This is a genomic window from Noviluteimonas gilva, from assembly GCF_009740395.1.
In the GTDB taxonomy this organism is placed as follows: domain Bacteria; phylum Pseudomonadota; class Gammaproteobacteria; order Xanthomonadales; family Xanthomonadaceae; genus Noviluteimonas; species Noviluteimonas gilva.
In genome coordinates, this window is the sequence record NZ_WOXT01000001.1 from 934,533 (window position 1) to 957,092 (window position 22,560).

The 22,560-nt window shown below is 66.6% G+C and carries 22 protein-coding genes; 15 read left to right on the top strand and 7 right to left on the bottom strand.

Annotated elements, in window-relative coordinates; genetic code table 11:
* Positions 1–78: 78 nt before the first annotated feature.
* On the top strand, positions 79–984 hold the full coding sequence (hemC, locus tag GN331_RS04245; protein WP_156640589.1) for a hydroxymethylbilane synthase: 906 nt from the start codon (positions 79–81) through the stop codon (positions 982–984).
* Here hemC and GN331_RS04250 read toward each other — a convergent pair.
* From GN331_RS04250 to GN331_RS04265, 4 genes are read right to left on the bottom strand one after another with little or no spacing between them, the layout of a single operon-like run.
* Positions 978–1,928 (bottom strand): dimethyl sulfoxide reductase anchor subunit family protein, encoded by a 951-nt coding sequence (locus GN331_RS04250; RefSeq protein WP_156640591.1) that lies wholly within the window; start codon positions 1,926–1,928, stop codon positions 978–980. The two genes, hemC and GN331_RS04250, sit on opposite strands and share 7 nt — an antisense overlap.
* Before the next feature lie 8 nt (positions 1,929–1,936).
* Positions 1,937–2,281: a heavy metal-binding domain-containing protein gene (locus GN331_RS04255; RefSeq protein ID WP_156640593.1), complete on the bottom strand. Its 345-nt coding sequence runs from the start codon at positions 2,279–2,281 to the stop codon at positions 1,937–1,939.
* 11 nt (positions 2,282–2,292) lie between these two features.
* Positions 2,293–3,045, bottom strand: coding sequence for a 4Fe-4S dicluster domain-containing protein (locus GN331_RS04260; RefSeq protein ID WP_156640595.1), 753 nt, complete (start codon positions 3,043–3,045; stop codon positions 2,293–2,295).
* On the bottom strand, positions 3,042–6,014 hold the full coding sequence (locus GN331_RS04265) for a molybdopterin oxidoreductase family protein (protein ID WP_156640597.1): 2,973 nt from the start codon (positions 6,012–6,014) through the stop codon (positions 3,042–3,044). The genes GN331_RS04260 and GN331_RS04265 overlap by 4 nt, the downstream gene beginning before the upstream one ends.
* A gap of 138 nt (positions 6,015–6,152) precedes the next feature.
* On the opposite strand from GN331_RS04265, the gene GN331_RS04270 reads away from it, so the two are divergent.
* The 9 genes from GN331_RS04270 (at position 6,153) to xerC (ending at position 15,449) form a co-directional block, all read left to right on the top strand.
* Positions 6,153–7,121 (top strand): helix-turn-helix transcriptional regulator, encoded by a 969-nt coding sequence (locus GN331_RS04270; RefSeq protein WP_156640599.1) that lies wholly within the window; start codon positions 6,153–6,155, stop codon positions 7,119–7,121.
* On the top strand, positions 7,121–8,032 hold the full coding sequence (locus tag GN331_RS04275) for a patatin-like phospholipase family protein (RefSeq protein WP_156640601.1): 912 nt from the start codon (positions 7,121–7,123) through the stop codon (positions 8,030–8,032). Before GN331_RS04270 ends, GN331_RS04275 begins: the two co-directional genes overlap by 1 nt.
* 125 nt (positions 8,033–8,157) lie before the next feature.
* Entirely contained in the window at positions 8,158–8,355 is a 198-nt protein-coding gene (locus tag GN331_RS04280; RefSeq protein ID WP_156640603.1) for a hypothetical protein, read from the top strand.
* A 47-nt stretch (positions 8,356–8,402) separates the two neighbouring features.
* Positions 8,403–10,574, top strand: coding sequence for a prolyl oligopeptidase family serine peptidase (locus GN331_RS04285; protein ID WP_156640605.1), 2,172 nt, complete (start codon positions 8,403–8,405; stop codon positions 10,572–10,574).
* A gap of 57 nt (positions 10,575–10,631) precedes the next feature.
* Positions 10,632–12,743 carry a S9 family peptidase gene (locus GN331_RS04290; RefSeq protein ID WP_231734329.1) on the top strand — a complete coding sequence of 704 codons (2,112 nt, stop codon included), beginning with the start codon at positions 10,632–10,634 and terminating at the stop codon, positions 12,741–12,743.
* A gap of 13 nt (positions 12,744–12,756) precedes the next feature.
* The gene (lptM, locus tag GN331_RS04295; protein WP_156640609.1) at positions 12,757–13,011 is read left to right on the top strand and encodes an LPS translocon maturation chaperone LptM; all 255 of its coding nucleotides are present in this window, start codon (positions 12,757–12,759) and stop codon (positions 13,009–13,011) included.
* A gap of 10 nt (positions 13,012–13,021) precedes the next feature.
* Positions 13,022–13,885, top strand: a complete 864-nt coding sequence (gene dapF, locus GN331_RS04300) for a diaminopimelate epimerase (protein ID WP_231734330.1) — start codon at positions 13,022–13,024, stop codon at positions 13,883–13,885.
* Entirely contained in the window at positions 13,882–14,556 is a 675-nt protein-coding gene (locus GN331_RS04305; RefSeq protein WP_156640611.1) for a DUF484 family protein, read from the top strand. Before dapF ends, GN331_RS04305 begins: the two co-directional genes overlap by 4 nt.
* A gap of 17 nt (positions 14,557–14,573) precedes the next feature.
* Positions 14,574–15,449, top strand: coding sequence for a tyrosine recombinase XerC (gene xerC, locus GN331_RS04310; RefSeq protein WP_156640613.1), 876 nt, complete (start codon positions 14,574–14,576; stop codon positions 15,447–15,449).
* Here xerC and GN331_RS04315 read toward each other — a convergent pair whose 3' ends face one another.
* Both GN331_RS04315 and GN331_RS04320 read right to left on the bottom strand, forming a co-directional pair.
* Positions 15,450–16,640 carry an OmpA family protein gene (locus GN331_RS04315; protein WP_156640614.1) on the bottom strand — a complete coding sequence of 397 codons (1,191 nt, stop codon included), beginning with the start codon at positions 16,638–16,640 and terminating at the stop codon, positions 15,450–15,452.
* Positions 16,637–17,344: a M23 family metallopeptidase gene (locus GN331_RS04320; protein ID WP_156640615.1), complete on the bottom strand. Its 708-nt coding sequence runs from the start codon at positions 17,342–17,344 to the stop codon at positions 16,637–16,639. The genes GN331_RS04315 and GN331_RS04320 overlap by 4 nt, the downstream gene beginning before the upstream one ends.
* A 186-nt stretch (positions 17,345–17,530) precedes the next feature.
* Here GN331_RS04320 and hslV point away from each other — a divergent pair, with 186 nt between their 5' ends.
* The 4 genes from hslV to GN331_RS04340 are packed head-to-tail and all read left to right on the top strand — an operon-like array spanning position 17,531 to position 21,246.
* Positions 17,531–18,070 (top strand): ATP-dependent protease subunit HslV, encoded by a 540-nt coding sequence (gene hslV, locus GN331_RS04325; protein WP_156640617.1) that lies wholly within the window; start codon positions 17,531–17,533, stop codon positions 18,068–18,070.
* 32 nt (positions 18,071–18,102) lie between these two features.
* Entirely contained in the window at positions 18,103–19,446 is a 1,344-nt protein-coding gene (hslU, locus tag GN331_RS04330) for an ATP-dependent protease ATPase subunit HslU (RefSeq protein ID WP_197427037.1), read from the top strand.
* A gap of 38 nt (positions 19,447–19,484) precedes the next feature.
* The gene (locus tag GN331_RS04335; RefSeq protein ID WP_231734331.1) at positions 19,485–20,777 is read left to right on the top strand and encodes an SDR family oxidoreductase; all 1,293 of its coding nucleotides are present in this window, start codon (positions 19,485–19,487) and stop codon (positions 20,775–20,777) included.
* A 1-nt stretch (position 20,778) separates the two neighbouring features.
* Complete coding sequence (locus GN331_RS04340; protein ID WP_331713365.1) at positions 20,779–21,246, top strand: DUF2269 family protein; 468 nt, start codon at positions 20,779–20,781, stop codon at positions 21,244–21,246.
* A gap of 1 nt (position 21,247) precedes the next feature.
* Here GN331_RS04340 and GN331_RS04345 read toward each other — a convergent pair whose 3' ends face one another.
* On the bottom strand, positions 21,248–21,712 hold the full coding sequence (locus tag GN331_RS04345; RefSeq protein ID WP_156640622.1) for a cupin domain-containing protein: 465 nt from the start codon (positions 21,710–21,712) through the stop codon (positions 21,248–21,250).
* Positions 21,713–21,798: 86 nt separating this feature from the next.
* Between GN331_RS04345 and ubiE the strand changes: the two genes are divergently transcribed.
* A complete protein-coding gene (gene ubiE / locus GN331_RS04350) occupies positions 21,799–22,557 on the top strand; it encodes a bifunctional demethylmenaquinone methyltransferase/2-methoxy-6-polyprenyl-1,4-benzoquinol methylase UbiE (RefSeq protein WP_156640623.1) in 759 nt (252 codons plus the stop codon).
* Positions 22,558–22,560 lie beyond the last annotated feature (3 nt).

A 22,560-nucleotide genomic window follows, 5' to 3' on the forward strand; every position in this document is an offset into this window, starting at 1 on the left:
TAGGGAATAGTTGATTCGCAGCGGCGTCAGTGCCTGCGCAATTACAATTCCCTATTCCCCATTCCCCGTTCCCGCCCCATGCAACTCCGCATCGCCACCCGCAAATCCCCGCTCGCCCTCTGGCAGACCGAACACGTCGCCGACCGCCTGCGCGCCGCGCATCCGGGGCTCGACGTCGTGCTCGTGCCGATGAGCACGCGCGGCGACGAAGTCCTCGATCGCTCGCTCGCGGCGATCGGCGGAAAGGGCCTGTTCCTCAAGGAACTCGAAATCGCGATGCAGCGCGGCGAAGCGGATTGCGCGGTGCATTCGCTGAAGGACGTGCCGATGGTGCTGGAGCCGGGCTTCGCGATGCCGGCGATCCTGGTGCGTGCGGATTACGCAGATGCCTTCGTCAGCAATCGCTTCGAGAACATCGAAGACCTTCCGCATGGCGCGGTGGTCGGCACGTCATCGTTGCGGCGTCAGGCGCAATTGCGCGCGCGTCGCCCGGATCTCGATCTGCGTGACCTGCGCGGCAACGTCAACACGCGCTTGGCGAAACTCGATGCGGGCGACTACGACGCCATCGTGCTCGCGTGCGCGGGGCTTGCGCGCCTGGGTTTCGAATCGCGCATCCGCACGCGCCTGGATGCGCCCGAATGGTTGCCTGCGCCGGCGCAGGGCGCGATCGCGATCGAATGTCGCGACGACACGCCGGAGACCTTCGCGTTGCTCGCCGCGCTCGATGATGCGGCCACGCGCGAATGCGTCGAAGCCGAGCGCGCGATGAACCGCGCGCTGCACGGCAGTTGCCATGTGCCGGTGGCGGCGTTCGCGCGCCGCGCGGGCGCGACGCTGCATCTGCAGGGCCTGGTGGGATCGGCGCACGACGGGCGCGTCGTGCGCGCGGAGTCGACGGGATCGGATCGCGAGGCGCTCGGCCTCGAAGTCGCGCAGCACCTGCTTTCGCTCGGCGCGCGCGACTTCATCGACGCTCAGTAATAGAGCGTCACCATGTGCTTGGCTTCGGCGAAGAACAACCAGCGTTCGACGAACGCGCCGGCGAGTGCGCACAGCGCCGCGGCGGCGTACCAAGGCGCCGCATCCATGTGGACGAACAGCCACGTCGGCAGCAGGAACAGGATCGGCAGCGCCGCGAACAGCACGAGCGCGATGCGCCGCAACGTGCGCGCGTGCCGACGGGCGACCACGAAGCCCATTTCCTTCGTCAGGTAATTGGCTTCGGTGTGCGGACGTTCGAACACGGTCGCCGTGCGTTGCGGCAGCCCGATCGCGTCGCCGCGCGTGGCGGGCAGCGGCACATCGACATCGCGCCAGTACTTCACCTTCATCACCAGCAGTGCGATCGCGGCCGCGAAGCCGGCGAGGGCGATCATGTTCGACACCGGCCGTCCGAGCGCGGTGGCGATGGCGCAGAAGAGCAAGCCACCGGTGAACAGCGAAAACAGCAGGTACACCGTCGGCACGAGGCGGTGCCCCCAGGCCGGGATCGGCTTGAGCGAGGCGTAGATCATCGCGGTGCAGTAGACGGTGATGAGGGCGGCTAGCATGGACAGGAGCGCAATGGCTTTACCTGGCGCGCCTAGAGCGACCCCTCCCCAGCCCTCCCCTGCGAGCAGGGGAGGGAGACAGGCGGTGGCGAGGATGGCAGCGATGACGAACGTCGCCATCGCCGCAACGCCTTCGCGCGACAACCACGACGTGCGCCATTGCGAGAACGCGCGCCACGCGCGCTGCGGCTTGCCCAGGTGCATCAGCGAGCTGAGCAAGCCGATCGTCGACAGCGCGATCGCCAGCGCGATGGACACCAGCAGGGTGCGCGCCGCGCTTTGCCCTGTCAGCGCATGCCAGCCCGCCCAGAACAACAAGCCATAACCCGCGCCCGACAGCGTGGTGAAGAAGATGACCGAAAGCGCGGGATGCATTTAGCGGATCACTCCAACACGACCGCCGTGCCCGACGCCGAGACCATCAGCATCGAACCGCCTTCCTGGATCTGGATGGTCTCGTAATCCAGGTCGACGCCGACGACCGCATTCGCGCCGAACTCGCGCGCCTGCTCGATCATGTCGTCGATCGCTTCCTGCTTGGCCTTGCGCAACACCTTCTCGTAGGAACCCGAGCGGCCGCCCAGGATGTCGCGGATGCCGGCGAAGAAATCGCGGAACATGTTCGCGCCGAGGATCGCGTCGCCGCCGACGAGCCCCTTGTAGGCGACGATGCGGCGGCCTTCGATGGAATGCGTGGTGGTGACGAGCACCGGCGTGGGATCGGCCATGGTGGAACTCCTCAGCGGCGGAAGATGCGATCGAGCCAACGCTTGGGCGTGACGTCGACAGGGGGTTCAGCGACAGCGACTTCGTCGCCACCGCCCGCGCGACGCGGCCGCGGCGGGAGATAGCGATTGACGGGCGCGTAGCCGAGTTCGGGCAGCAGCGGCAGCCCGCCGCGCTCGGCGACGAGCTTGGACACCTTGGATTCCGGATCGCCGAGATCGCCGAAGTGGCGCGCGCGCGTCGGGCACACCTGCACGCACGCGGGCTCGCGTTCGGATTCGGGGAGATTCTCGTTGTAGATGCGGTCGACGCACAGCGTGCATTTCTTCATCACGCCTTCGACTTCGCTGTACTCGCGCGCGCCGTACGGGCAGGCCCACGAACACAGCTTGCAGCCGATGCACTTGTCTTCATCGACGAGCACGATGCCGTCCGACGCGCGCTTGTAGCTCGCGCCGGTCGGGCACACAGTGACGCACGCGGGCGTTTCGCAATGCAGGCACGAGCGCGGGAAGTGCAGCGTCATCGCCGGTTGCGCGGGCGCTTCGTTCGTCGCCGGCACTTGTTCGAGTTCGTAACTGTGGATGCGGTTGAACCACACGCCCGACGGATCCTTGCCGTAGGGCTTCTCGTCGGTCACGGGGCCTGCCATGCCACCGCTGTTCCACTGTTTGCACCCGGTGGCGCACGCGTGGCAGCCCACGCAGGTGTCGAGGTCGATGACGAGCCCGAGTTTCTTTTTCGACGGCGGCGGCAAATCGGTCATGGCAGCGTGTCGTCCGTCGAGGTCTTGCTCGGGTGTTCGAGATTGCGCGATTGCGCGCCGTAACGCAGCGGATGTTCGGGCGCTTCGGGGAACGGCAGCGGCGCGAATTGCGGCGCGCTCTCGCCGGCCGTCTCCGACTTCGCGATGCGCACGCGCAGGTCGAACCACGCCGCCTGGCCCGTCACCGGATCGGCGTTGGCGTAATCGCCCTTCGGCGTGACATCGGAAATCAGATGATTGAGGAGGAAGCCGCGCTTGCTCTCCGGCGCATCCTTCGACAACCGCCACGCACCGCGACGCTTGCCGATCGCATTCCAGCTCCACACGGTGTCGGGCTGCACGTTGCCGGCGAACCGCACCTGCACGGTGATCGTGCCGTTGTGCGATGTCACGTCGGCCCAGTCGCCTTCTTCGAGCCCGTACTGCACGCCGGTGGCCGGATGCACGTACAGCGCGTTGCGCGTCTGGATCTGCCGCAGCCACGCATTCTGCGAACCCCACGCGTGATACATGTACATGGGGCGCTGCGTGATCGCGCTCAGCGGATACGTGTCGCGCGATGTCTCGTCGTGTTCGAAGGGTTCGTACCAGATCGGCAGCGGATCGAAGTAGGTCGCCACGCGCGTGCGGTGTTCGTCCGGCGGTTGATGCGCGCCGTGGCCCTGCGCCGCAAGCCGGAACTTCTGCAACGTTTCCGAATACAGCTGCATCACGATCGGCTGTTCGTTGGGCACGAAGCCGAAGCCGTGCGCCCAGCGCAGGTAATCGCGATTCGCCATCTTGTAATAGCGCGCGGATTCGGGAATCGGCGCGTGCCAGAACCCGCCGTGCTCGATGTACTTCTGCAACTGGTTGGGATTCGGCGGGCCCTTGCCTTCGAGCGACCCATCGGCGCCGCGCCAGCCGGCGAGCAGGCCGACGCCCGGCATGCGTTCGTGGTTGACGATGTAGTCGGCGTAGTCGCGGTATTTCGGCGCGCCATCGGGTCCGACCATGCCGGGCAAGCCCAGGCGCGTGCCGAGTTCGAGCAGCACGGTCTGGAACCCGCGCACGTCGCGCGCGCGACCGTCATCGGTGGGTTGCGTGGCCGAATCGAAGATCGGGTGGCGGATCGCGTCGCCCGCGCCGTCGGCATCGGAGATCGGGCGATCGAGCAGCGAAATCGCGTCGTGCCGTTCGAGGTACGTCGTATCCGGGAGCACGAGGTCCGCGTACGCCACCATCTCCGATGCATACGCATCGCTGTAGATGATGTGCGGGATGCGGTACTCGCCATCCTCGAACTTGTCGGTGAGCCAATGCATCGTCTCGCCGGTGTTCATCGCCGAGTTCCAGCTCATGTTCGCCATGAACATCAGCAGCGTGTCGATGCGATAGGGATCGCCCGCCCACGCGTTGCGGATCATCGTGTGCATCATGCCGTGCGCGGCGAGCGGATACGCCCACGAATACGCGTGGTCGATGCGGCGCGGCTGGCCGTCTTCATCGACGACCAGATCTTCGGGCGCGTGCACGAAGCCGAGCGGGGCGGCGTCGAGGCCGCCGTCGTCGCGGCGCTTCTTGCCGGGGCGATTCGCCGGCGGAATGGGTTTCGGGAACGGCGGTTGGAAGCGGAACGAGCCCGGCGCATCCACGGCGCCGAGCAGCAACTGCAATACATGCAGTGCGCGGCAGGTGTGGAAGCCGTTGCTGTGCGCGCTGATGCCGCGCATCGCATGCATCGACACGGGACGGCCTTCCATCTGCGCGTGTTCGCGACCCCAGCTGTCGGTCCAGGCGATCGGCAGCGTGAGCTTCGAATCGAAGGCCGCGCTCGCAAGCTCGCGTGCGATGCGGCGGATGGTGTCGGCCGGGATGCCGCAACGTTCGCTGACGGCGTCGGGGGAATATTGCGGATCGAGGTAGCGTTCGACGAGCAGCTGGAAGGCGGGGATGGCGGTGCGGCCGTCTTCGAGCGTGTATTCGCCGACGACGGCGGGGCTGATGTCGATGGCGTTCGCCAACTGCACCCCTCCCCGGCTTTCCGCCAGCGATGCTGGCGGGCTCACCGACGCACCTGCTGCTGTGGCAGCAGGTGAGCGCGTCGGCTCGCTCCCTGCATTCGCAGGGGAGGGAGTCCAGCAAAGTGGCTCGCCCTTCGCATCGCGCGCGAACAGCCCGTCGTCCGCGCCACCCGGATTGCGGATCACCAGCCAATGCGCATTGGCGTAACGCACCAGGTAATCCAGGTCGATGCGATCGCTGCGCAGCAATTCATGGATCAGCGCGAAGGCGAACAACCCGTCGGTGCCCGGGCGGATGCCGATCCACTCATCCGCGATCGCGCCGTAGCCGGTGCGCACCGGGTTGACCGCGACGATCTTCGCGCCGCGCGCCTTGAGCTTGCCCAGGCCGAGCTTGATCGGATTGGAGTCGTGGTCTTCGGCCACGCCCCACAACATCAGGTATTGCGTGTGGTCCCAGTCGGGTTCGCCGAATTCCCAGAACGAGCCGCCCAGCGTGTACAGCCCGCCGGCGGCCATGTTCACCGAGCAGAACCCGCCGTGCGCGGCGTAATTGATCGTGCCGAACTGCTGCGCCCACCAGCCGGTGAGCGCCTGCGACTGGTCGCGGCCCGTGAAGAAGGCGAGTTCATCGGGATTGCGCGCGCGGATCGGCGCGAGCCAGGACGTGGCGATCTCCATCGCTTCGTCCCAGCCGATTTCCTTGAACTCACCCTTGCCACGTTCGCCCACGCGCAGCAGCGGGCGCGTCAGGCGCGCGGGCGAGTAATGCTGCATCAGCCCGGCCGAGCCCTTGGCGCACAGCACGCCGCGGTTCACCGGGTGATCCGGATTGCCCTGGATGTAGCGGATGCGCCCGTCGAGCGTCCACACCCTGATGCCGCAGCGGCACGCGCACATGTAGCAGGTGGTCGAATGAACGGCGTCGCCCGGTGAAGGGGACGGATTGAGCTGGGGCTCGCGCATGCCGGGATTGTAGAAGAAGCGGGAATAGGGAATGGGGAATGGGGAATAGTTGTCTCGCCGTAGGTCGCCTTCGCCCCAGGTCGCGTCGTTCCAACCATTCCCTATTCCCCATTCCCCATTCCCTGCTCTAATCCGCACATGGACCGCTACGAACGCATCAACGCCCTCCACCGCCTCCTCAAGGCCGCACGCTATCCGGTGACGGTCGCGCGGTTGCAGGACGAACTGGGCTGCTCGCGCGCCACCGTCTATCGCGACCTCGCCTTCCTGCGCGATGGGCTGATGGCGCCGGTGGTCGGCGACGGCGAGGCCGGCTTCAAGTACGACGCCACCGAAAGCGATCGCTTCGAACTGCCGGGCCTGTGGCTCAACTCCGAAGAGCTGCACGCGCTGCTCGCCGCGCAGCAGTTGCTTTCGCGCAGCGGCGGCGGCTTGCTGTCGACCGCGCTCGCGCCCTTGCAGTCGCGCGTGGAGAAGCTGCTGGAAGAGCAGGCTGGCGGCAAGCGCTGGCCGGTGGAACGCGTGCGCGTGATCGCCAGCCGCCCGCGCCGCCTGGACGAGCATTCGTTCCGCATCGTCGCCTCGGCCGTGCTCAGCCGACACAAGCTGACGTTCGACTATCGCGCGCGTTCGACGGATGAGAAGACCCGCCGCACCGTGTCGCCGCAGCGGGTCACGCACTATCGCGACAACTGGTACCTGGATGCGTGGGACGAGGATCGCGAAGGGCTGCGCAGCTTCGCCGTCGACCGCATCGCCTCGGCGAAGATGCTGGATGGTGAGGCGCGCGACATCGAGGACGCGCAGCTCGACGAACACCTGGCGTCGAGCTACGGCATCTTCTCCGGCCCGCCGAAGAACTGGGCCACGATCGTCTTCAGCCCGAAAGCGGCGCGCTGGGTAGCCGACGAGCGCTGGCATTCGCAGCAGCAGGGCCGCTTCCTGCCCGACGGGCGCTATGAACTCAAGCTGCCCTACAGCAACTCGCGCGAATTGCTGATGGACGTGCTGCATTACGGCAGCGATGCGGAGATCGTCGATCCGCCGGCGCTGCGCGAACAGGCGCGCTCGCTGCTCTCGCTCGCCATTTCCAACTACGAGCGCTGATGTCGCCGGCCGATCCTCCGAAGATCCGCAGCGGGGAAAAGGTCGCGCTGGTCCTCGGCGCGGGCGGCGCGCGCGGGCTTGCGCAGATCGGCGTGATCGAAGCGCTGCAGGCGCGCGGCATGGACATCGTCGCGATCGCCGGGTCTTCCAGCGGCGCGCTGGTCGGTGGGTTGCATGCGTCGGGCAAGTTGCCCGAGTATCGCGATTGGTTGCTGTCGATGGATCGCCGCACGATGTTGCGGTTGCTCGATCCGGGCTTCGGGCGTTCGGCCCTGTTCGAAGGCACGCGTCTGATCGCCGCGCTGCGCGAAATCGCCGGCTCGCCGAAGATCGAAGACCTCTCGATCGATTTCACCGCGGTGGCGGTCGACGTGCTGCGCCAGCGCGAAGTGTGGCTGCGCGAAGGCGACATGTGGGATGCGATCCGGGCGTCGTTCGCGATCCCGGGCTTGTTCACGCCGCACATGATCCATGGGCGCGCGCTGGTCGATGGCGGCTTGCTCGCGCCCTTGCCGATCGCGGCGACGCGCTTGTCGGATGCGCATCGCCTGATCGCGGTCGACATGCACGGATGGCCGCAACGGCCGCCTGGCGAACCGGCGGAAGCGAGCGCGCCGTCGGGCCCGACGCCGAACCATCGCAGCTGGCTCACCGCGTGGATGCACACGCGCGCGACCGATGCGTCGGCGGACAGGGCGCGCGTCCGCCTGGGCTTCACCGATCTCATGGCGCGTTCGCTCGACACCATGCAGGCGCAGATCGCGCGCGTGCAGCTCGCCCTCGACCCGCCCGAGCTGGTCATCCGCATCCCGCGCGATGCGTGCCAGTTCTATGAGTTCTGGCGGGCGAAGGGGTTGATCGACGTCGGCCGCAGGGAAGCCGACAAGGCGCTCGACGTGGCGGGCTATTGACCTCCCTCCCCTTCAAGGGGAGGGCCGGGGTGGGGTTGAGCGAAGCGACGAACGTTCTCAGACATTCGCAATCCGTGAGATGCCGCGCATCAAAGCTCCGCTCCAACAACACCGGAGCGAACGCCATGCACCCCGCCCAAACCACCCGCCTCGCCAGCCTCCTGCGCATCGTCCTCACGTTCGGCGTCCTCGCTGTCGTCCTGCTGCCCGCCGCACGCACCAACACGCCGGTCGGCTTCCTGCCGTTGTGGCTGATCGTGATGCCCGCCAGCGCGCTGTGGGCCCTGCGCCGGGTCCACGCACGGTGGGCGCACGCCCGCTGAGCGGCCCGTGATAGCGTGACGGCCCGCCCATCGCCGCCGGAGCCGTCATGCCCCAAGGGTCGTCTTTCCGCCTAATCGCAGGAATCGCCTTCGGGCTTGCCGCAGCCAGCGGCGCCGCTGCCGTCGCCAACGCACAAACCGCCGATGGGCCCCCCGCGAAGCAGGAGCCCGCCGTGGCAGACGATCCGTATCAATGGCTCGAGGACGTGAAGGGCGACAAGGCGATCGCCTGGGTCCGCGAGCAGAATGCAAAGAGCGAAGCCGAACTCGCCACGACGCCGCAGTTCCGCAAACTCGAAACCGACATCCGCGCCATCCTGGATTCGACCGCCAAGATCCCCGGCGTCGAGAAGATCGGCCCGTATTACTACAACTTCTGGAAGGACAAGGACCATGAGCGCGGCCTTTGGCGTCGCACCACGCTCGAGGAATACCGCAAGGCCGATCCGAAGTGGGAAACCGTGCTCGACCTCGACGCGCTCAATCGCGCCGAGAAGGAAAACTGGGTCTGGCACGGCGCCGATTGCCTCAAGCCCGATTACACGCGCTGCCTGCTCGCGCTTTCGCGCGGCGGCTCGGATGCTGACGTCACGCGCGAATTCGACCTCACCACGAAGGAGTGGGTGAAGGACGGCTTCTTCCGCCCCGAAGCCAAGGGCGGCATGGGCTGGATCGACAAGGACACCACCTACGTCTACACCGACTTCGGCCCGGGCTCGATGACGCCCTCGGGCTATCCGCGCATCGTGAAGCAATGGCAGCGCGGCACGCCGCTCGCGCAGGCCACGCAGGTGTACGAAGGCCAGGCGCAGGACATGTACATCGCCGCGGCGCGCGACCTCACGCCCGGGTTCAAGCGTGATTTCGTGTATCGCACGATCGCGTTCTACAACGACGAGCTGTATCTGCGCGGCGACGACGGCAAGCTGACGAAGGTCGATGCGCCGAATTCGGCGAACAAGTCAGTACATGGCCCGTGGCTGGCGCTCGAACTGCGCGAGCCTTACACAGCGCAAGGACAGACGTTCCCGGCCGGCTCCCTGCTTGTCACCGAGTTCGACAGGTTCATGGCCGGTGATCGAAGCTTCTTCGCGCTGTTCACGCCCGACGAACACACTTCGCTCGCGGGATTCTCCTGGACAAAGAACGCAATCGTGCTCAACGTGATGCGCGATGTGCGCAGCGAGCTCACGTCGTGGCGCTACTCGCCGTCGACCGGGCCGGGCGTGGATTCGGGTTGGGTTGGTAAGCCGCTGACCGGTGTTCCGTCGATGGGTGCGCTGTCCGTCGGCGCCGTCGACGCGGATGAAAGCGATGCGGTTTGGGTGAGTGCCACCGACTACCTGACGCCGACCAGCCTGATGCTGGCCGACGTGTCGAAGGACGCCGCGCCCGAAGCCCTCAAGTCGAACCCGCAGTTCTTCAACGCCACCACGCACGTCATCGAGCAACACTTCGCCACCTCGAAGGACGGCACGCGCATCCCGTACTTCCTCGTGAAGCCGAAGGATGCGAAGAACGACGGTTCGACGCCGACGCTGCTTTACGGTTACGGCGGTTTCGAAGTGTCGATGACGCCCGCGTATTCCGGCGGCGTCGGCAAGGGCTGGCTGGAGAAGGGCGGCGCGTATGCGGTCGCCAACATCCGCGGCGGCGGCGAATACGGACCGCGCTGGCACCAGGCCGCGCTGAAGGCCAATCGCCACAAGGCGTACGAAGACTTCGCGGCGGTCGCCAACGATCTCGTTGCTTCCAAGCTCACTACTCACCAGCGCCTGGGCATCATGGGCGGCAGCAACGGTGGCCTGCTGATGGGCAACATGCTCACGCAGTATCCGGAGTTGTTCGGCGCGATCGTCGTGCAGGTGCCGCTGCTCGACATGAAGCGTTACAGCCACCTGCTTGCCGGTGCGTCGTGGATGGCCGAATACGGCGATCCGGATACGGCCGACTGGGAATACATCAAGACTTTCTCGCCGTACCACCTGTTCGACGCGACGAAGACCTACCCGCCGGTGTTGTTCGCCACGTCCACCGCGGACGATCGCGTGCACCCCGGCCACGCCCGCAAGATGATGGCCAAGATGCTCGCCGCGAACAAAGACGTCCGCTATTACGAAAACATCGAAGGCGGCCACGGCGGCGCGGCGAACAACGCGCAGTCGGCGCACATGAACGCGCTCGCGTACACCTTCCTGTGGAATGAACTGTCGAAGTAACCCGCCGCTAACGGACCCGACATGAAACTCACCCCTTGCCTTCTCGCCGTGACGCTGATGACTTCAACCACTTTCGCCGCCGACCTTCCGCAACCGCCTGACGTCGCCAAGAAGCCCTACGTCGTCAAGGCGCCTTTCGGCGCCGAACGCAACGACGAGTACTACTGGCTGCGCGACGACACGCGCAAGAACCCGGAGATGCTCGCGTACCTCAACGCCGAGAATGCGTACACCGACGCCGTGATGGCGCCGCTGAAGCCGCTGCAGGAAGCGCTGTACGAGGAAATCGTCGGCCGCATCAAGCAGGACGACAGCTCGGTGCCGTACCACGAGCGCGGCTACTGGTATTACTCGCGCTTCGAAACCGGCAAGGACTATCCGGTCTACGCGCGCCGCAAGGGTGCCATGGACGCGGCCGAAGAAGTGCTGCTCGACGTCAACGCGATGGCGGCGGGCAAGGATTACTTCAGCGTCGGCGATTGGGAAGTCAGCCAGGACAACAATCTGCTCGCGTGGGCTGAAGACGCCGTTGGCCGTCGCCAGTACACGATCAAGATCAAGAACCTCGCCACGGGCGAGATCTATTCGGATGAAGTGACGGGCGTCTCACCGAACCTGGTGTGGGCCGACGACAACAAGACGCTCTTTTACGTCTGGAACGATCCGAAGACGCTGCTCACCACGCGCATCCAGAAGCACGTGCTGGGCACGCCGGCGAACAAGGATGAAATCGTCTACACGGAAAAAGACGACAGCTTCTACATGGGCGTGGGCCGCACCCGCGACGACAAGTTCATCTGCATCCAGGTGGACAGCACGGTGTCGAGCGAATTCCGCTGCGCGCCCGCCGCCGATCCGAAGGCCTTCGCCGTGCTCGCGCCGCGCGAACGCGACGTCGAATACGAAGCCGACCATCACGGCGGTCGCTGGGTCATTCGCACGAACGCCGACGGCGCGAAGAACTACAAGGTCGTCACCGCGCCCGATGGCTCGGCGTCGCGCAAGGCGTGGAAGGATTGGATTCCGCACAGCGAGGACGTCTTCATCGACGGCTTCGAACTGTTCGACGGCTTCACCGCCATCGCCGAACGCAGCGAAGGCCTCGAACGCCTGCGCCTGATGCGCGCCGACGGCAAGTCCGAATACGTCAAGGCCGACGAACCGGCCTACGGCATGGGCCTGTCGGTCAACGCCGAACCGGACACCGACTGGCTGCGCTACACCTACACGTCGATGACGACGCCGGCCACGGTGTACGAACTCAACACCAAGACCGGCGAGCGCAAGCTGATGAAGCGCGATCCGGTCATCGGTTACGACCCGTCGAAGTACACGACCGAGCGCTTGTGGGCGACCGCACGCGACGGCACGAAGATCCCGGTGTCCGTCGTCTACAAGAAGGGCTTCAAGAAGGACGGCACGGCCGCGCTGCTGCAGTACGCCTACGGCAGCTATGGCTCGTCGACCGACCCGGGCTTCAACCTGCCGGCGGTGAGCCTGCTCGATCGCGGCATGGTCTACGTGCTCGCGCACATCCGCGGCGGCCAGGAGATGGGCCGCAAGTGGTACGACGACGGCAAGTTGTTCCACAAGAAGAACACCTTCACCGACTTCATCGACGTCACCGATTTCCTGGTGAAGGAAGGCTATGCGTCGAAGGATCGCGTCGCCGCGTACGGCGGCAGCGCCGGCGGCCTGCTGATGGGTGCGATCTCCAACATGGCGCCGGAGAAGTACCGCGTGATCCTTTCGCAGGTGCCCTTCGTCGATGTCGTGACCACGATGCTCGATCCCTCGATCCCGCTGACCACCAACGAGTACGACGAGTGGGGCAATCCGGAGAAGAAGGACTACTACGACTACATGCTGTCGTACTCGCCCTACGACAACCTCAAGGCGCAGGCCTACCCGGCGATGTTCGTCGGCACGGGGCTGTGGGATTCGCAGGTGCAGTACTTCGAGCCGGCCAAGTACGTCGCGCGCCTGCGCGACCTCGACACGGCCGGCCCGGATCGCCCGGTGCTTTTCCGCATCAACATGGATGCGGGGCATGGCGGCAAGTCGGGTCGCTTCCGCCGCTATCGCGAGTTGTCGGAGATGTACGCGTTCCTGCTCTCGCAATTGGGCGCCGCCGGCGCGGACAGCGTGCAAACCGCCGCCGCGAAGTGACACACTGGCGCCCATGACCCGAGCCCGCCTCATCGCCGTCGCCTTGTTCGCCGCCTTGCCGCTCGCCGGCTGCGGCAACAAGGGGCCGCTGATCCTCAATCCCGAACCGCAGGAGATGCCGGAAGGCATGGCGGCATCGACGGCATCGGTCGCACCGTCGTCCTCGGCGACGGTGATGCCGGCGCCTGCCGCGACGGTCGCGCCGCCCTCCGCAACGACGACCGCTCCGCCGGCCGACACCGATGGGACGCCCGGTACGCCGCGCTGAAACCGATCCGATGAACCAGCCGCACGCGGCCGGCGGCCGCTTCCTGCGCTTCACCAAAATGCACGGCGCAGGCAACGACTTCGTCATGGTCGACCTCCGGCACGGACAACCCGCGCCCGATGCGTCGCTGTGTCGCGCGCTCGCTGATCGCCACGCAGGCGTCGGCTGCGATCAGATCATCACGATCGAAGCGCCGCGCAACGCCTCGTCCGTCGCGAGCTATCGCATCTGGAACGCCGACGGCTCGCAGGCGCAGCAATGCGGCAATGGTGCGCGCTGCGTCGCCGCGTTCGTCGTGCGCGACGGTGCGGCGCAAGGTGCGCGCTTCGAGCTCGACAGCCCGGCCGGCACGCATGCGGTCGACGTGTTGCCCGGAAGCTGCTATCGCATCGCGATGGGCGTGCCCGACTTCCTGCCGGCGCACGTGCCGCTCGCGAAACAAGGCGATGAGGCACGCGATACCTACGACATCGACGTCGAAGGCACGACGCTGCACGTCGGCGCCGCTTCGATGGGCAACCCGCACGCGCTGATCGAAGTCGACGACATCGCCACCGCGCGGGTCGGATTGCAGGGCCCGGCCTTGCAGCGCAGCCCGGCGTTTCCCGAATCGGTGAATGTCGGCTTCGCGCAAGTGGTCGCGCGCGATCGCATCCGCCTGCGCGTGTTCGAACGTGGTGTCGGCGAAACGCTCGCCTGCGGCAGCGGCGCGTGCGCGGCCGCCGCGATCCTGATGCGGCGTGGCCGCGTCGACCGCGACGTCATCGTCGCCCTCCCGGGCGGCGAACTCCGGATCGCCTGGCCCGACGACGCCAGCCCGATCACCATGGCCGGTCCGGCCGCATTCGTGTTCGAAGGGGAATGGTTGCCATGAGCGAGACGACCGAAAAACTCGGTGCCCACGAAGTCGCCGCCTGGTTGCGCCGGCATCCCACGTTCCTCAAACAATTCCCCGACCTGGCGATCAGCCTGGTCGTGCCGCGCGAGGACGGGCCCGCCGCATCGCTGGCGAGCTATCAGCTCGAAGTGTTGCGCGACAAGAACCGCGAACTCGCGCGCCGCCTGCAGGAGTTGTTCGCCAACGCGCAGGAAAACGAACGCCTCGCGGTGCGCACGCACCAACTCGCGTTGAACCTGATGCGCCAGGACACGCCGGCGACCACGCTGCGCGCGATGGCGGCGACGCTCGAAGAGGATTTCCAGGGCGACCTCGTGCGCATCCTGACCTTCGCGCCGGTCGCGGGTCTCGACGATGCCGACTGGTGGCAATCGATTCCCGCCGGCGATCCGCGCCTGGCGCCGTTCCGCGATGCGATCGCCGACGGCGAACCGATCTGCGGCCGCCTCCATCCGGACAAGCACGCCTTGCTCTACGGCGTGCGCGCCGACGACGTGCAATCCACCGCGCTGCTTTCGATTCCGGGCATCGGCCTGATCGGCGTCGGCAGCCGTGATCCCAATCGCTTCTTCCCCGGCATGGGCACGCTGTTCCTGCGGATGATGGGCGAAGCGCTTTCGGTCGCCTTGCAGCGTTTCCCGGGCTGACACCGGCGCCGACGCGCATGGGCGCCATCGCCGATTACCTGGCGCACCTGGAAGTGGAGCGGCGCATGTCGCCGCACACGCTGGATGGCTATCGGCGCGACCTCGACGGATTGCAGGCCTACGCGACGGCGCAGAGTCTCGAAGTCGATACGTTGCACACCGAACAACTGCGCGCGTTCATCGCGAGCGAACATCGCCGCGGGTTGTCGCCGAAGAGCCTGCAACGCCGCCTGTCCGCGTGCCGCAGTTTCTATCGCTGGTTGTTGCGGCACGGGCGGATCGCCGCCAATCCCGCGCAACCGATCCGTGCGCCGAAAGCGCCGCGCAAGTTGCCGCAGATCCTCGATCCCGATGAGGCGAAGGTGTTGGTCGAAGTCTCGACCGACGTCCCGCTCGGCCTGCGCGACCGGGCGCTGCTCGAACTGTTCTATTCGTCGGGCCTGCGCTTGTCGGAAGTGTGTGCGCTGCGCTGGCGCGACCTCGACCTCACCGGCGGCATGGTCACGGTGCTCGGCAAGGGCAGCAAGCAGCGCACGGTGCCGGTCGGTTCGTATGCGCGCGCGGCGCTCACCGAATGGAAGGCCGACCAGCGGCCTTCCGTCGACGATGCGTTCGTCTTCCCCGGCCGCAACGGGCCGCTGACCTCGCGCGCCGTGCAGTTGCGGCTGCGCACGCTTGCGCAGCGCCAAGGTTTGTTCAAGCGCGTGCATCCGCACTTGTTGCGCCACAGCTTCGCCAGCCATGTGCTGGAGTCTTCGGGCGATTTGCGGGGCGTGCAGGAACTGCTTGGTCACGCGGACATCTCGACGACGCAGATCTACACCCACCTGGATTTCGGACACCTGTCGAAGGTGTACGACGCCGCGCACCCGCGCGCGCGGCGCAAGAAATAATCAGCGCGAAGCGGCCTGCGCGCCGCACGCCTGGATGCGGAACTCCACGCGCCTGTCCAGCACATCGATCGCGTCATCCGAGCCGGTGCCGATGATGTTCTCGCGGAAGCCCATGCCGAGGGCTTGCGTGCGCGACGCCAGTTCGGGCACTTCGCGCACGAGCCGGCGCTGGATGTCGGTCGCGCGACGCAGCGACAGGGCATCGTTCGCCGCGACGCGGCCGGTGCGGCTGGTGTGGCCCACGATGTCCATGCACGTCTTCGCCGCCTGCGCCTCGCGCGCGATCTGCCGCAGCCACATCGGATAGGGCGTGCTGATGCGCGGATCGACGAAGAACGCGACGGTGCCCGGGTTGTAGAGGAACTTCACGCTCAGCTGGCGATACGCGATGCCCATCGCCACCACGCGACCGAAGGCTTCTTCAGCTTCCTTCGCCTGGTCGAGCTTGACGTTCGCCAGATAGATGCCGTTGAGCACGCGCATCTGCTCGCCCGCCGGAACAGCCAGCGCGCTGCGATACTCGCCGAGCGCCTCGCGATAACGCGCCTGGTTGTAGAGCTCGGTGGCTTCGTTCACTGCCGTCGCCACCGCGATGCGCTCCAGATAGAACGCATCGCCGCGCTGCCCGCGCGCCGTCGCCGCGGTGCGGATGTAGCCTTCGACCACGCGATCCTTCACCAGCACGGGGCTGTCGCGGTAGTACGGCAGCGGCGCGTGGTCGAGGCCTTCGTTGCTGGCGAGCGCGGAGGCTTGCGCAACCACGTTGCCGCTCTCGCGTTCGACGAGCGCCATTTCGATGCGCAACGCGCCGGCGTGTTGGCCGGCCTCGCGCGCCATCGTGCTGGCAAGCAGATAGCGCGCGTTCGCCAGATGGCTGGATTGGAACGGCAGCAACGTGAGTTTCGAATGGCGCTCGGCGATGTTCCGCGCGATCGCACTGTCGAGCGTGCGCGTCGCGCCGGTCTGTTGCCCGGTTTCGACATCGAGCGACGGGTCGTGCGTGATATTGCGCGCCGCGAGCAAAGGCAGCGCGGAGAAGGCCGGCAGTTGCGCGACGAGGCGATCGGTCGCCTTCGCGACGGCTTCGTCGAAGGGCAACGGCGCATCGGGCGCCGGCGGTTGCGTGGCGCACCCGGCCAGGGACAACACGAGGGCGAGGAGGGCGCAGCGGCCCACGGAGAAAGTTTTCATCGGAGGCACCCTTGTCTCAACAGTTCGACTTCAACGGAATCCAGCGTTTCGAGCGAGGCTTTCTGCAGCAGGTCGATGCAGGGCACGGCAGGCGTGTTGGCGGCGACGACTTTCGCCGCATCGACCGACGCCGAAGCCGTCTGCGCGGCGCTTCGATCGACGACATCGCGAAAGGCCAGCGACATCGGATCGATCGGCTTGCCGCCTTGGTGGACTTCGAAATGCAGGTGCGGTCCTGAGGCCAGGCCGGTTTTCCCGACCGTGCCGATCACTTCGCCTTGCAGCACGTGTTCGCCCTTGCGCACGTCGATGCGCTGCAGGTGTGCGTACAGCGTCGTGCGATCGTGGCCGGGGTGTTCGATGTAGATGACGTTGCCGTAGCCGTTCTGCGTGCCGGCGAACGTGACGACACCGGCGTCGACCGAACGCACCGGCGTGCCGAGCGGCGCGGCGAAGTCCACGCCCTCATGGTGCTGGCGCCGCTTCTTGATCGGATGCTTGCGCACCGCGAAACCGGAGGTGACGCGAGCCACCAGCAACGGGCTCGCCAGCGCGGGCTCGGGGCGTACCTGATCGATATCGTCGGGTGCGCGATGCGTCGCGCTGTCGCCGGGCGCAGCGGCCGCACCCGTGCCGAAGCACAGGAACACGGCCGTCGCTGCGATGCGGCGGGCGAGGCGTCGCCGGGAGTGGGAGGAGGTCATCGAAAAAGTGTGCGGGGCGGCGGCGTAGCACACGGAAGGGAAAACGCGTCGAGCGACGGAGGCTTTTTCCCAGAAACCTCCTGCCCGGAACCGTGCCTATATCAGGGGCGACCGTCCCGATCCGCGCACGCTTGATCCCCGGATGACCACCCCCACCTCGGTTGGACACCCACTGGAACCCCCTCCATGGATCCCAACCGCTTCCACGCCACCACCATCGTGTCCGTCCGCCGTGACGGCAAGATCGCGGTCGGTGGCGACGGCCAGGTCACGCTCGGCAACACCGTGATGAAGGCCAACGCGCGCAAGGTGCGCCGACTCGGGCGCGATGGCCAGGTGCTCGCCGGCTTCGCCGGTGCGGCGGCCGACGCGTTCACGTTGTTCGAACTGTTCGAAGCAAAACTCGAAAAACACGGCCAACTCACCCGCGCCGCGGTGGAATTGGCGAAGGATTGGCGCACCGAGCGTCGCCTCGGGAAACTCGAGGCCCTGCTCGCGGTCGCTGACAAGGAGACCTCGCTCATCATCTCCGGCACCGGCGACGTGATCGAACCCGAAGACGGGATCATCGCCATCGGCTCCGGCGGCCCCTACGCACTGTCGGCGGCGCGCGCGCTGCTCGCGCACACCGCGCTCGACGCGAGGACCATCGTCGCCGAATCGCTGAACATCGCCGGCGATGTCTGCATCTACACGAACCGCAACATCGTGGTGGAAGAGCTCTGATGAACAACTACGCCGTGCAAACCTCCTCCACCATGACGCCGCGCGAGATCGTGCAGGAACTCGACAAGCACATCGTCGGCCAGCAGGCGGCCAAGCGCGCAGTGGCCATCGCGCTGCGCAACCGCTGGCGCCGCATGCAGCTCGAACCCGACCTGCGCGACGAGGTGATGCCCAAGAACATCCTGATGATCGGCCCCACGGGCGTGGGCAAGACCGAAATCGCGCGCCGCCTGGCAACGCTCGCCAACGCGCCCTTCGTGAAAGTGGAAGCCACGCGCTTCACCGAAGTCGGCTACGTGGGCAAGGACGTCGAGCAGATCGTGCGCGACCTCGCCGACACCGCGGTCAAGATGTATCGCGAACAGGCCAAGCTGCGCGTGCGCACGCAGGCCGAGGATCGCGCGGAAGAACGCATCCTTTCCGCGCTGCTGCCCAAGCGGCAGGTGGCGACCGTGTTCGGCTTCACCAGCGAAGAACCGCAGGAAGAAGTCTCGCCGGAAGAAACCGCCACGCGCACCAAGCTGCGCAAGCAACTGCGCGCGGGCACGCTGGACGAGCGCGAAATTGAACTGGAAGTCGCGATGAACGTCGGCGTCGACATCATGGCGCCGCCCGGCATGGAAGAGATGGGCCAGCAGCTGCGGCAGATGTTCTCGCAGGTCGCGGGCGGCAAGACGCACACCAAGCGCATGACCATCAAGGCCGCGCGCCCGCTGCTGATCGAAGAGGAAGCCGGCAAGCTCGTCAATGAAGACGACGTCCGCGCGGCCGCGATCGAAGCGTGCGAACAACACGGCATCGTCTTCATCGACGAGATCGACAAGGTCGCCAAGCGCTCGGAAGGCTACGGTGCCGACGTCTCCCGCGAAGGCGTGCAGCGCGACCTGCTGCCGCTGGTGGAAGGCTCGACGGTGAGCACGAAGTACGGCCCGGTGAAGACCGACCACATCCTGTTCATCGCTTCGGGCGCGTTCCACCTGGCCAAGCCCAGCGACCTGATCCCCGAAATGCAGGGCCGCTTCCCGATCCGCGTCGAACTCTCGGCGCTGAGCAAGGCCGACTTCGTCCGCATCCTCACCGAACCGCGCGCCGCGCTCACGCGCCAGTACGTCGAGTTGCTGAAGACCGAAGGCGTGGGCCTGACGTTCAACGACGACGCGATCGAGCGCCTGGCCGACATCGCCGAGCAGGTGAACGACCGCCAGGAAAACATCGGCGCACGCCGCCTGCATACGGTGATGGAACGCCTGCTCGACACGCTGAGTTTCGAAGCGCCGGACAAGGACGGGACGTCGCTGACGATCGACCGGGCTTACGTGGACGTGCACCTGGGCGAACTGGTCAAGGATCCCGACCTGTCGCGCTACATCCTCTGACCGGAGACAACCTGCGCACACGCTGCTAGCGTGTGCGCATGGGGATGATCGACGAAGCGCGCCGCACGGTCCTGGTCGTCGGCGCGAACGGATTCATCGGTGGGTATATCGCGGCCGCGCTGCAACGCGCGGGATTCCGCGTGTTGCGTGGCGTGCGCGGCAGCGGTGAACCGCACGCGGACGAACGCTTCATCGACCTCGCGCGAATGACCACGCCCGCCGATTGGCGCTCCACGCTCGCGGGCGTGCACATCGTGGTCAACGCCGCCGGCATCCTGCGCGAAACCGGCGCCAAAACCTTTGACGCGATCCACATGCGCGGGCCATTGGCGCTTGCGCAGGCCTGCGTGGATGTCGGCGTGTCGCGATTCGTGCAGGTCTCCGCGCTCGGCGCACCGGAGGACGGCGGCTTCATCGCATCGAAGCATCGTTTCGACGACGCACTGCTGGCCTTGCCGCTCGACGCCGTCGTCCTGCGTCCCTCGGTCGTGTACGCGACCGGCGGCTCGTACGGCGGAACGTCCCTGTTGCGCGCATTGGCCGCGCTTCCCGGTGCGCAGTGGTTGCCGGGCGACGGCGCGTGGCCCATCCAGCCGATCGCGATCGACGATATCGCCGAGGTCGTCGTCGCCGCATGTGTCGCAGACGCGCGCGGTGTATTCGAAATCCGCGGTCCCGCGCCGATGCCCTTGTCCGAATACCAGGCGCGCTGGCGCCGATGGCTGCGGATTCCCGGCACGCGCGCGATCCACGTCCCCGCATCGTGGATCTCCGCGCAGGTCCGCTTGGGGGAATGGCTCGGCAACGGGCCCGTCGGCGAAACCACGTGGCGCATGCTGCGTCGCGGGAATGTGCCGCGCGAAGATGCACATGCCGAATTGCATCGCGCATTCGGCGTCGCACCGCGATCGCTGGACGCCGTGCTCGCCGCCACGCCGAGCCAGGTGCAGGATCGCTGGCACGCGCAGTTGTATTTCCTTGCGCCCGCGTTGCGTTGGATGATCGTCCTGCTCTGGGTGTTGTCGGGCATCGCCGGACTGGTCGCGAGCGACACCGACCTCCGCGCGTTGGCCGGCCCCTCGGCACTGGGCGATGCGCTGCCGCTCGCGCGCGCTGCGGGCGTCGTCGATCTCGCACTCGCCGCCTTGCTCGCAATCGGATGGAAGCCGCGCTGGATCCTCGGCCTGATGTTCGCAAGCGTGCTCGCCTACACGCTGGTGTTCGGCATCGCATTGCCTGCGCTCTGGCTGGAGCCACTGGGCGGATTGGCGAAAAACCTGCTCGTCTTGCCCGCACTCGCCGTCGCGTGGGTGCTGGTGGATCGGAGATGACGTGAACGCTTACCTGATCGTGAAGTGGATCCACGTGCTGTCGTCGACGCTGTTGTTCGGCACGGGCCTGGGCATCGCGTTCTTCCTGTGGATGGCGCACCGCAGGGGCGATGCGAAATCCATCGCCGACACCGCGCGCACCGTGGTGATCGCCGATGCGTGTTTCACCGCGCCCGCCGTCGTCGTGCAACTGGCGAGCGGCCTGTGGCTCGCGCAGGCGGCGGGCTGGCCATATTCGCTGCTGTGGTTGCGGATGGCGCTGGTGTTGTTCTTCGTCGTCGGCGTGTGTTGGCTGCCGGTGCTCTGGTTGCAGGTACGCGCGCGCAATCTCGCGCGCGATGCCGCGCAGGCCGGCACGCCGCTATCGCCGGCCTACCACCGCGCGATGCGGTGGTGGTTCTGGCTCGGTTGGCCCGCGTTCCTCTCGGTCCTGGCGATCTTCTGGTTGATGATCGCCAAGCCCGCCTGACTTACTTGCCTGCGTTCCGCGGATCATCCTTCGGATCGACATAGTTGATCTCGAACGGCCCCATCGCATTGACCTGCACGACCGCGCCGTTCTTCGTCGACGCTTCGTGCTGCATCTTCGCGGGCAGGTTGACGTAATCGCCGGGCGCGAAATCCGATTCGTGCGCGTTGGCCGCGTCCCCCATCGACAGATGGAAGTCGCCTTCGATGATCGTCACCTGCTCATCGGTGGGATGCCAATGCCGCGGGATCTTGCCGCCCGCCGGCGCCTTGAGACGGAGCGTGAACGGCCCGGCCTTCGACGGGTCGCCGTACAGCACGGCGGCCTGCACGCCCTTGGGCAGGAATGCGGGGCCTTCGCCCCATTTGGTATCGGCGGCCTTGACCATCACGTGGCTCGACGATGCGGATTGGGCCAGCGCCAGCGCGGGCACGAGGGCGAGGGCGAACAGGTCGGTGATCTTCACGGGGCTCTCCCGTCTTGGGGGTGTGCCCCCGCCAACGCACCACGCGCGAGGAACCGGCCTTGGCGATGTGAGCGATAATCCAACGCATGAGCCAGCCCAACGACCGCGACACCACCCATTTCGGCTTCCGCGACGTGCCCGTGCGCGAGAAACAGAAGCTCGTCGGCGAAGTCTTCTCCTCGGTCGCCGGCAAGTACGACCTGATGAACGACCTGATGTCGCTCGGCATCCATCGCGTGTGGAAGCGCTACTTCGTCGCGACCGCGCAAGCCAAGCACGGCGATCGCGTGCTCGACCTCGCGGGCGGCACCGGCGACATCGCAGCGCTGCTGCGCGATCGCGTGGGCGAGCTGGGCGAAGTGGTCATCGGCGACATCAACGGCGCGATGCTGCGCGTGGGCCGCGATCGCATGACCGACCGCGGCAACGTGCGTGGCCTGTCGTACGTGCAGATGAATGCCGAAGCCCTGCCGTTCCCCGATGCGAGCTTCGACCTGGTGACCATCGCCTTCGGCCTGCGCAACGTGACCGACAAGGACGCCGCGCTCCGCGAAATGCATCGCGTGCTGAAAGTCGGCGGGCAGATGCGCGTGCTCGAATTCTCGGAAGTGAAGGCCGAGTGGTTCAAGCCGATCTACGACTTCCATTCCTTCAAGGTGCTGCCGCAACTGGGCAAGCTGTTCGCGCACGATGCCGGCAGCTACCAGTACCTGGCCGAATCGATCCGCAAGCACCCGCCGCAGGAACAGTTGAAGGGCATGATGGAAGCCGCGGGTTTCGCGCGGTGTTCCTTCAAGAACCTCAACGCCGGCATCGTCGCGGTGCACACCGGCTACAAGGTGTGAGCC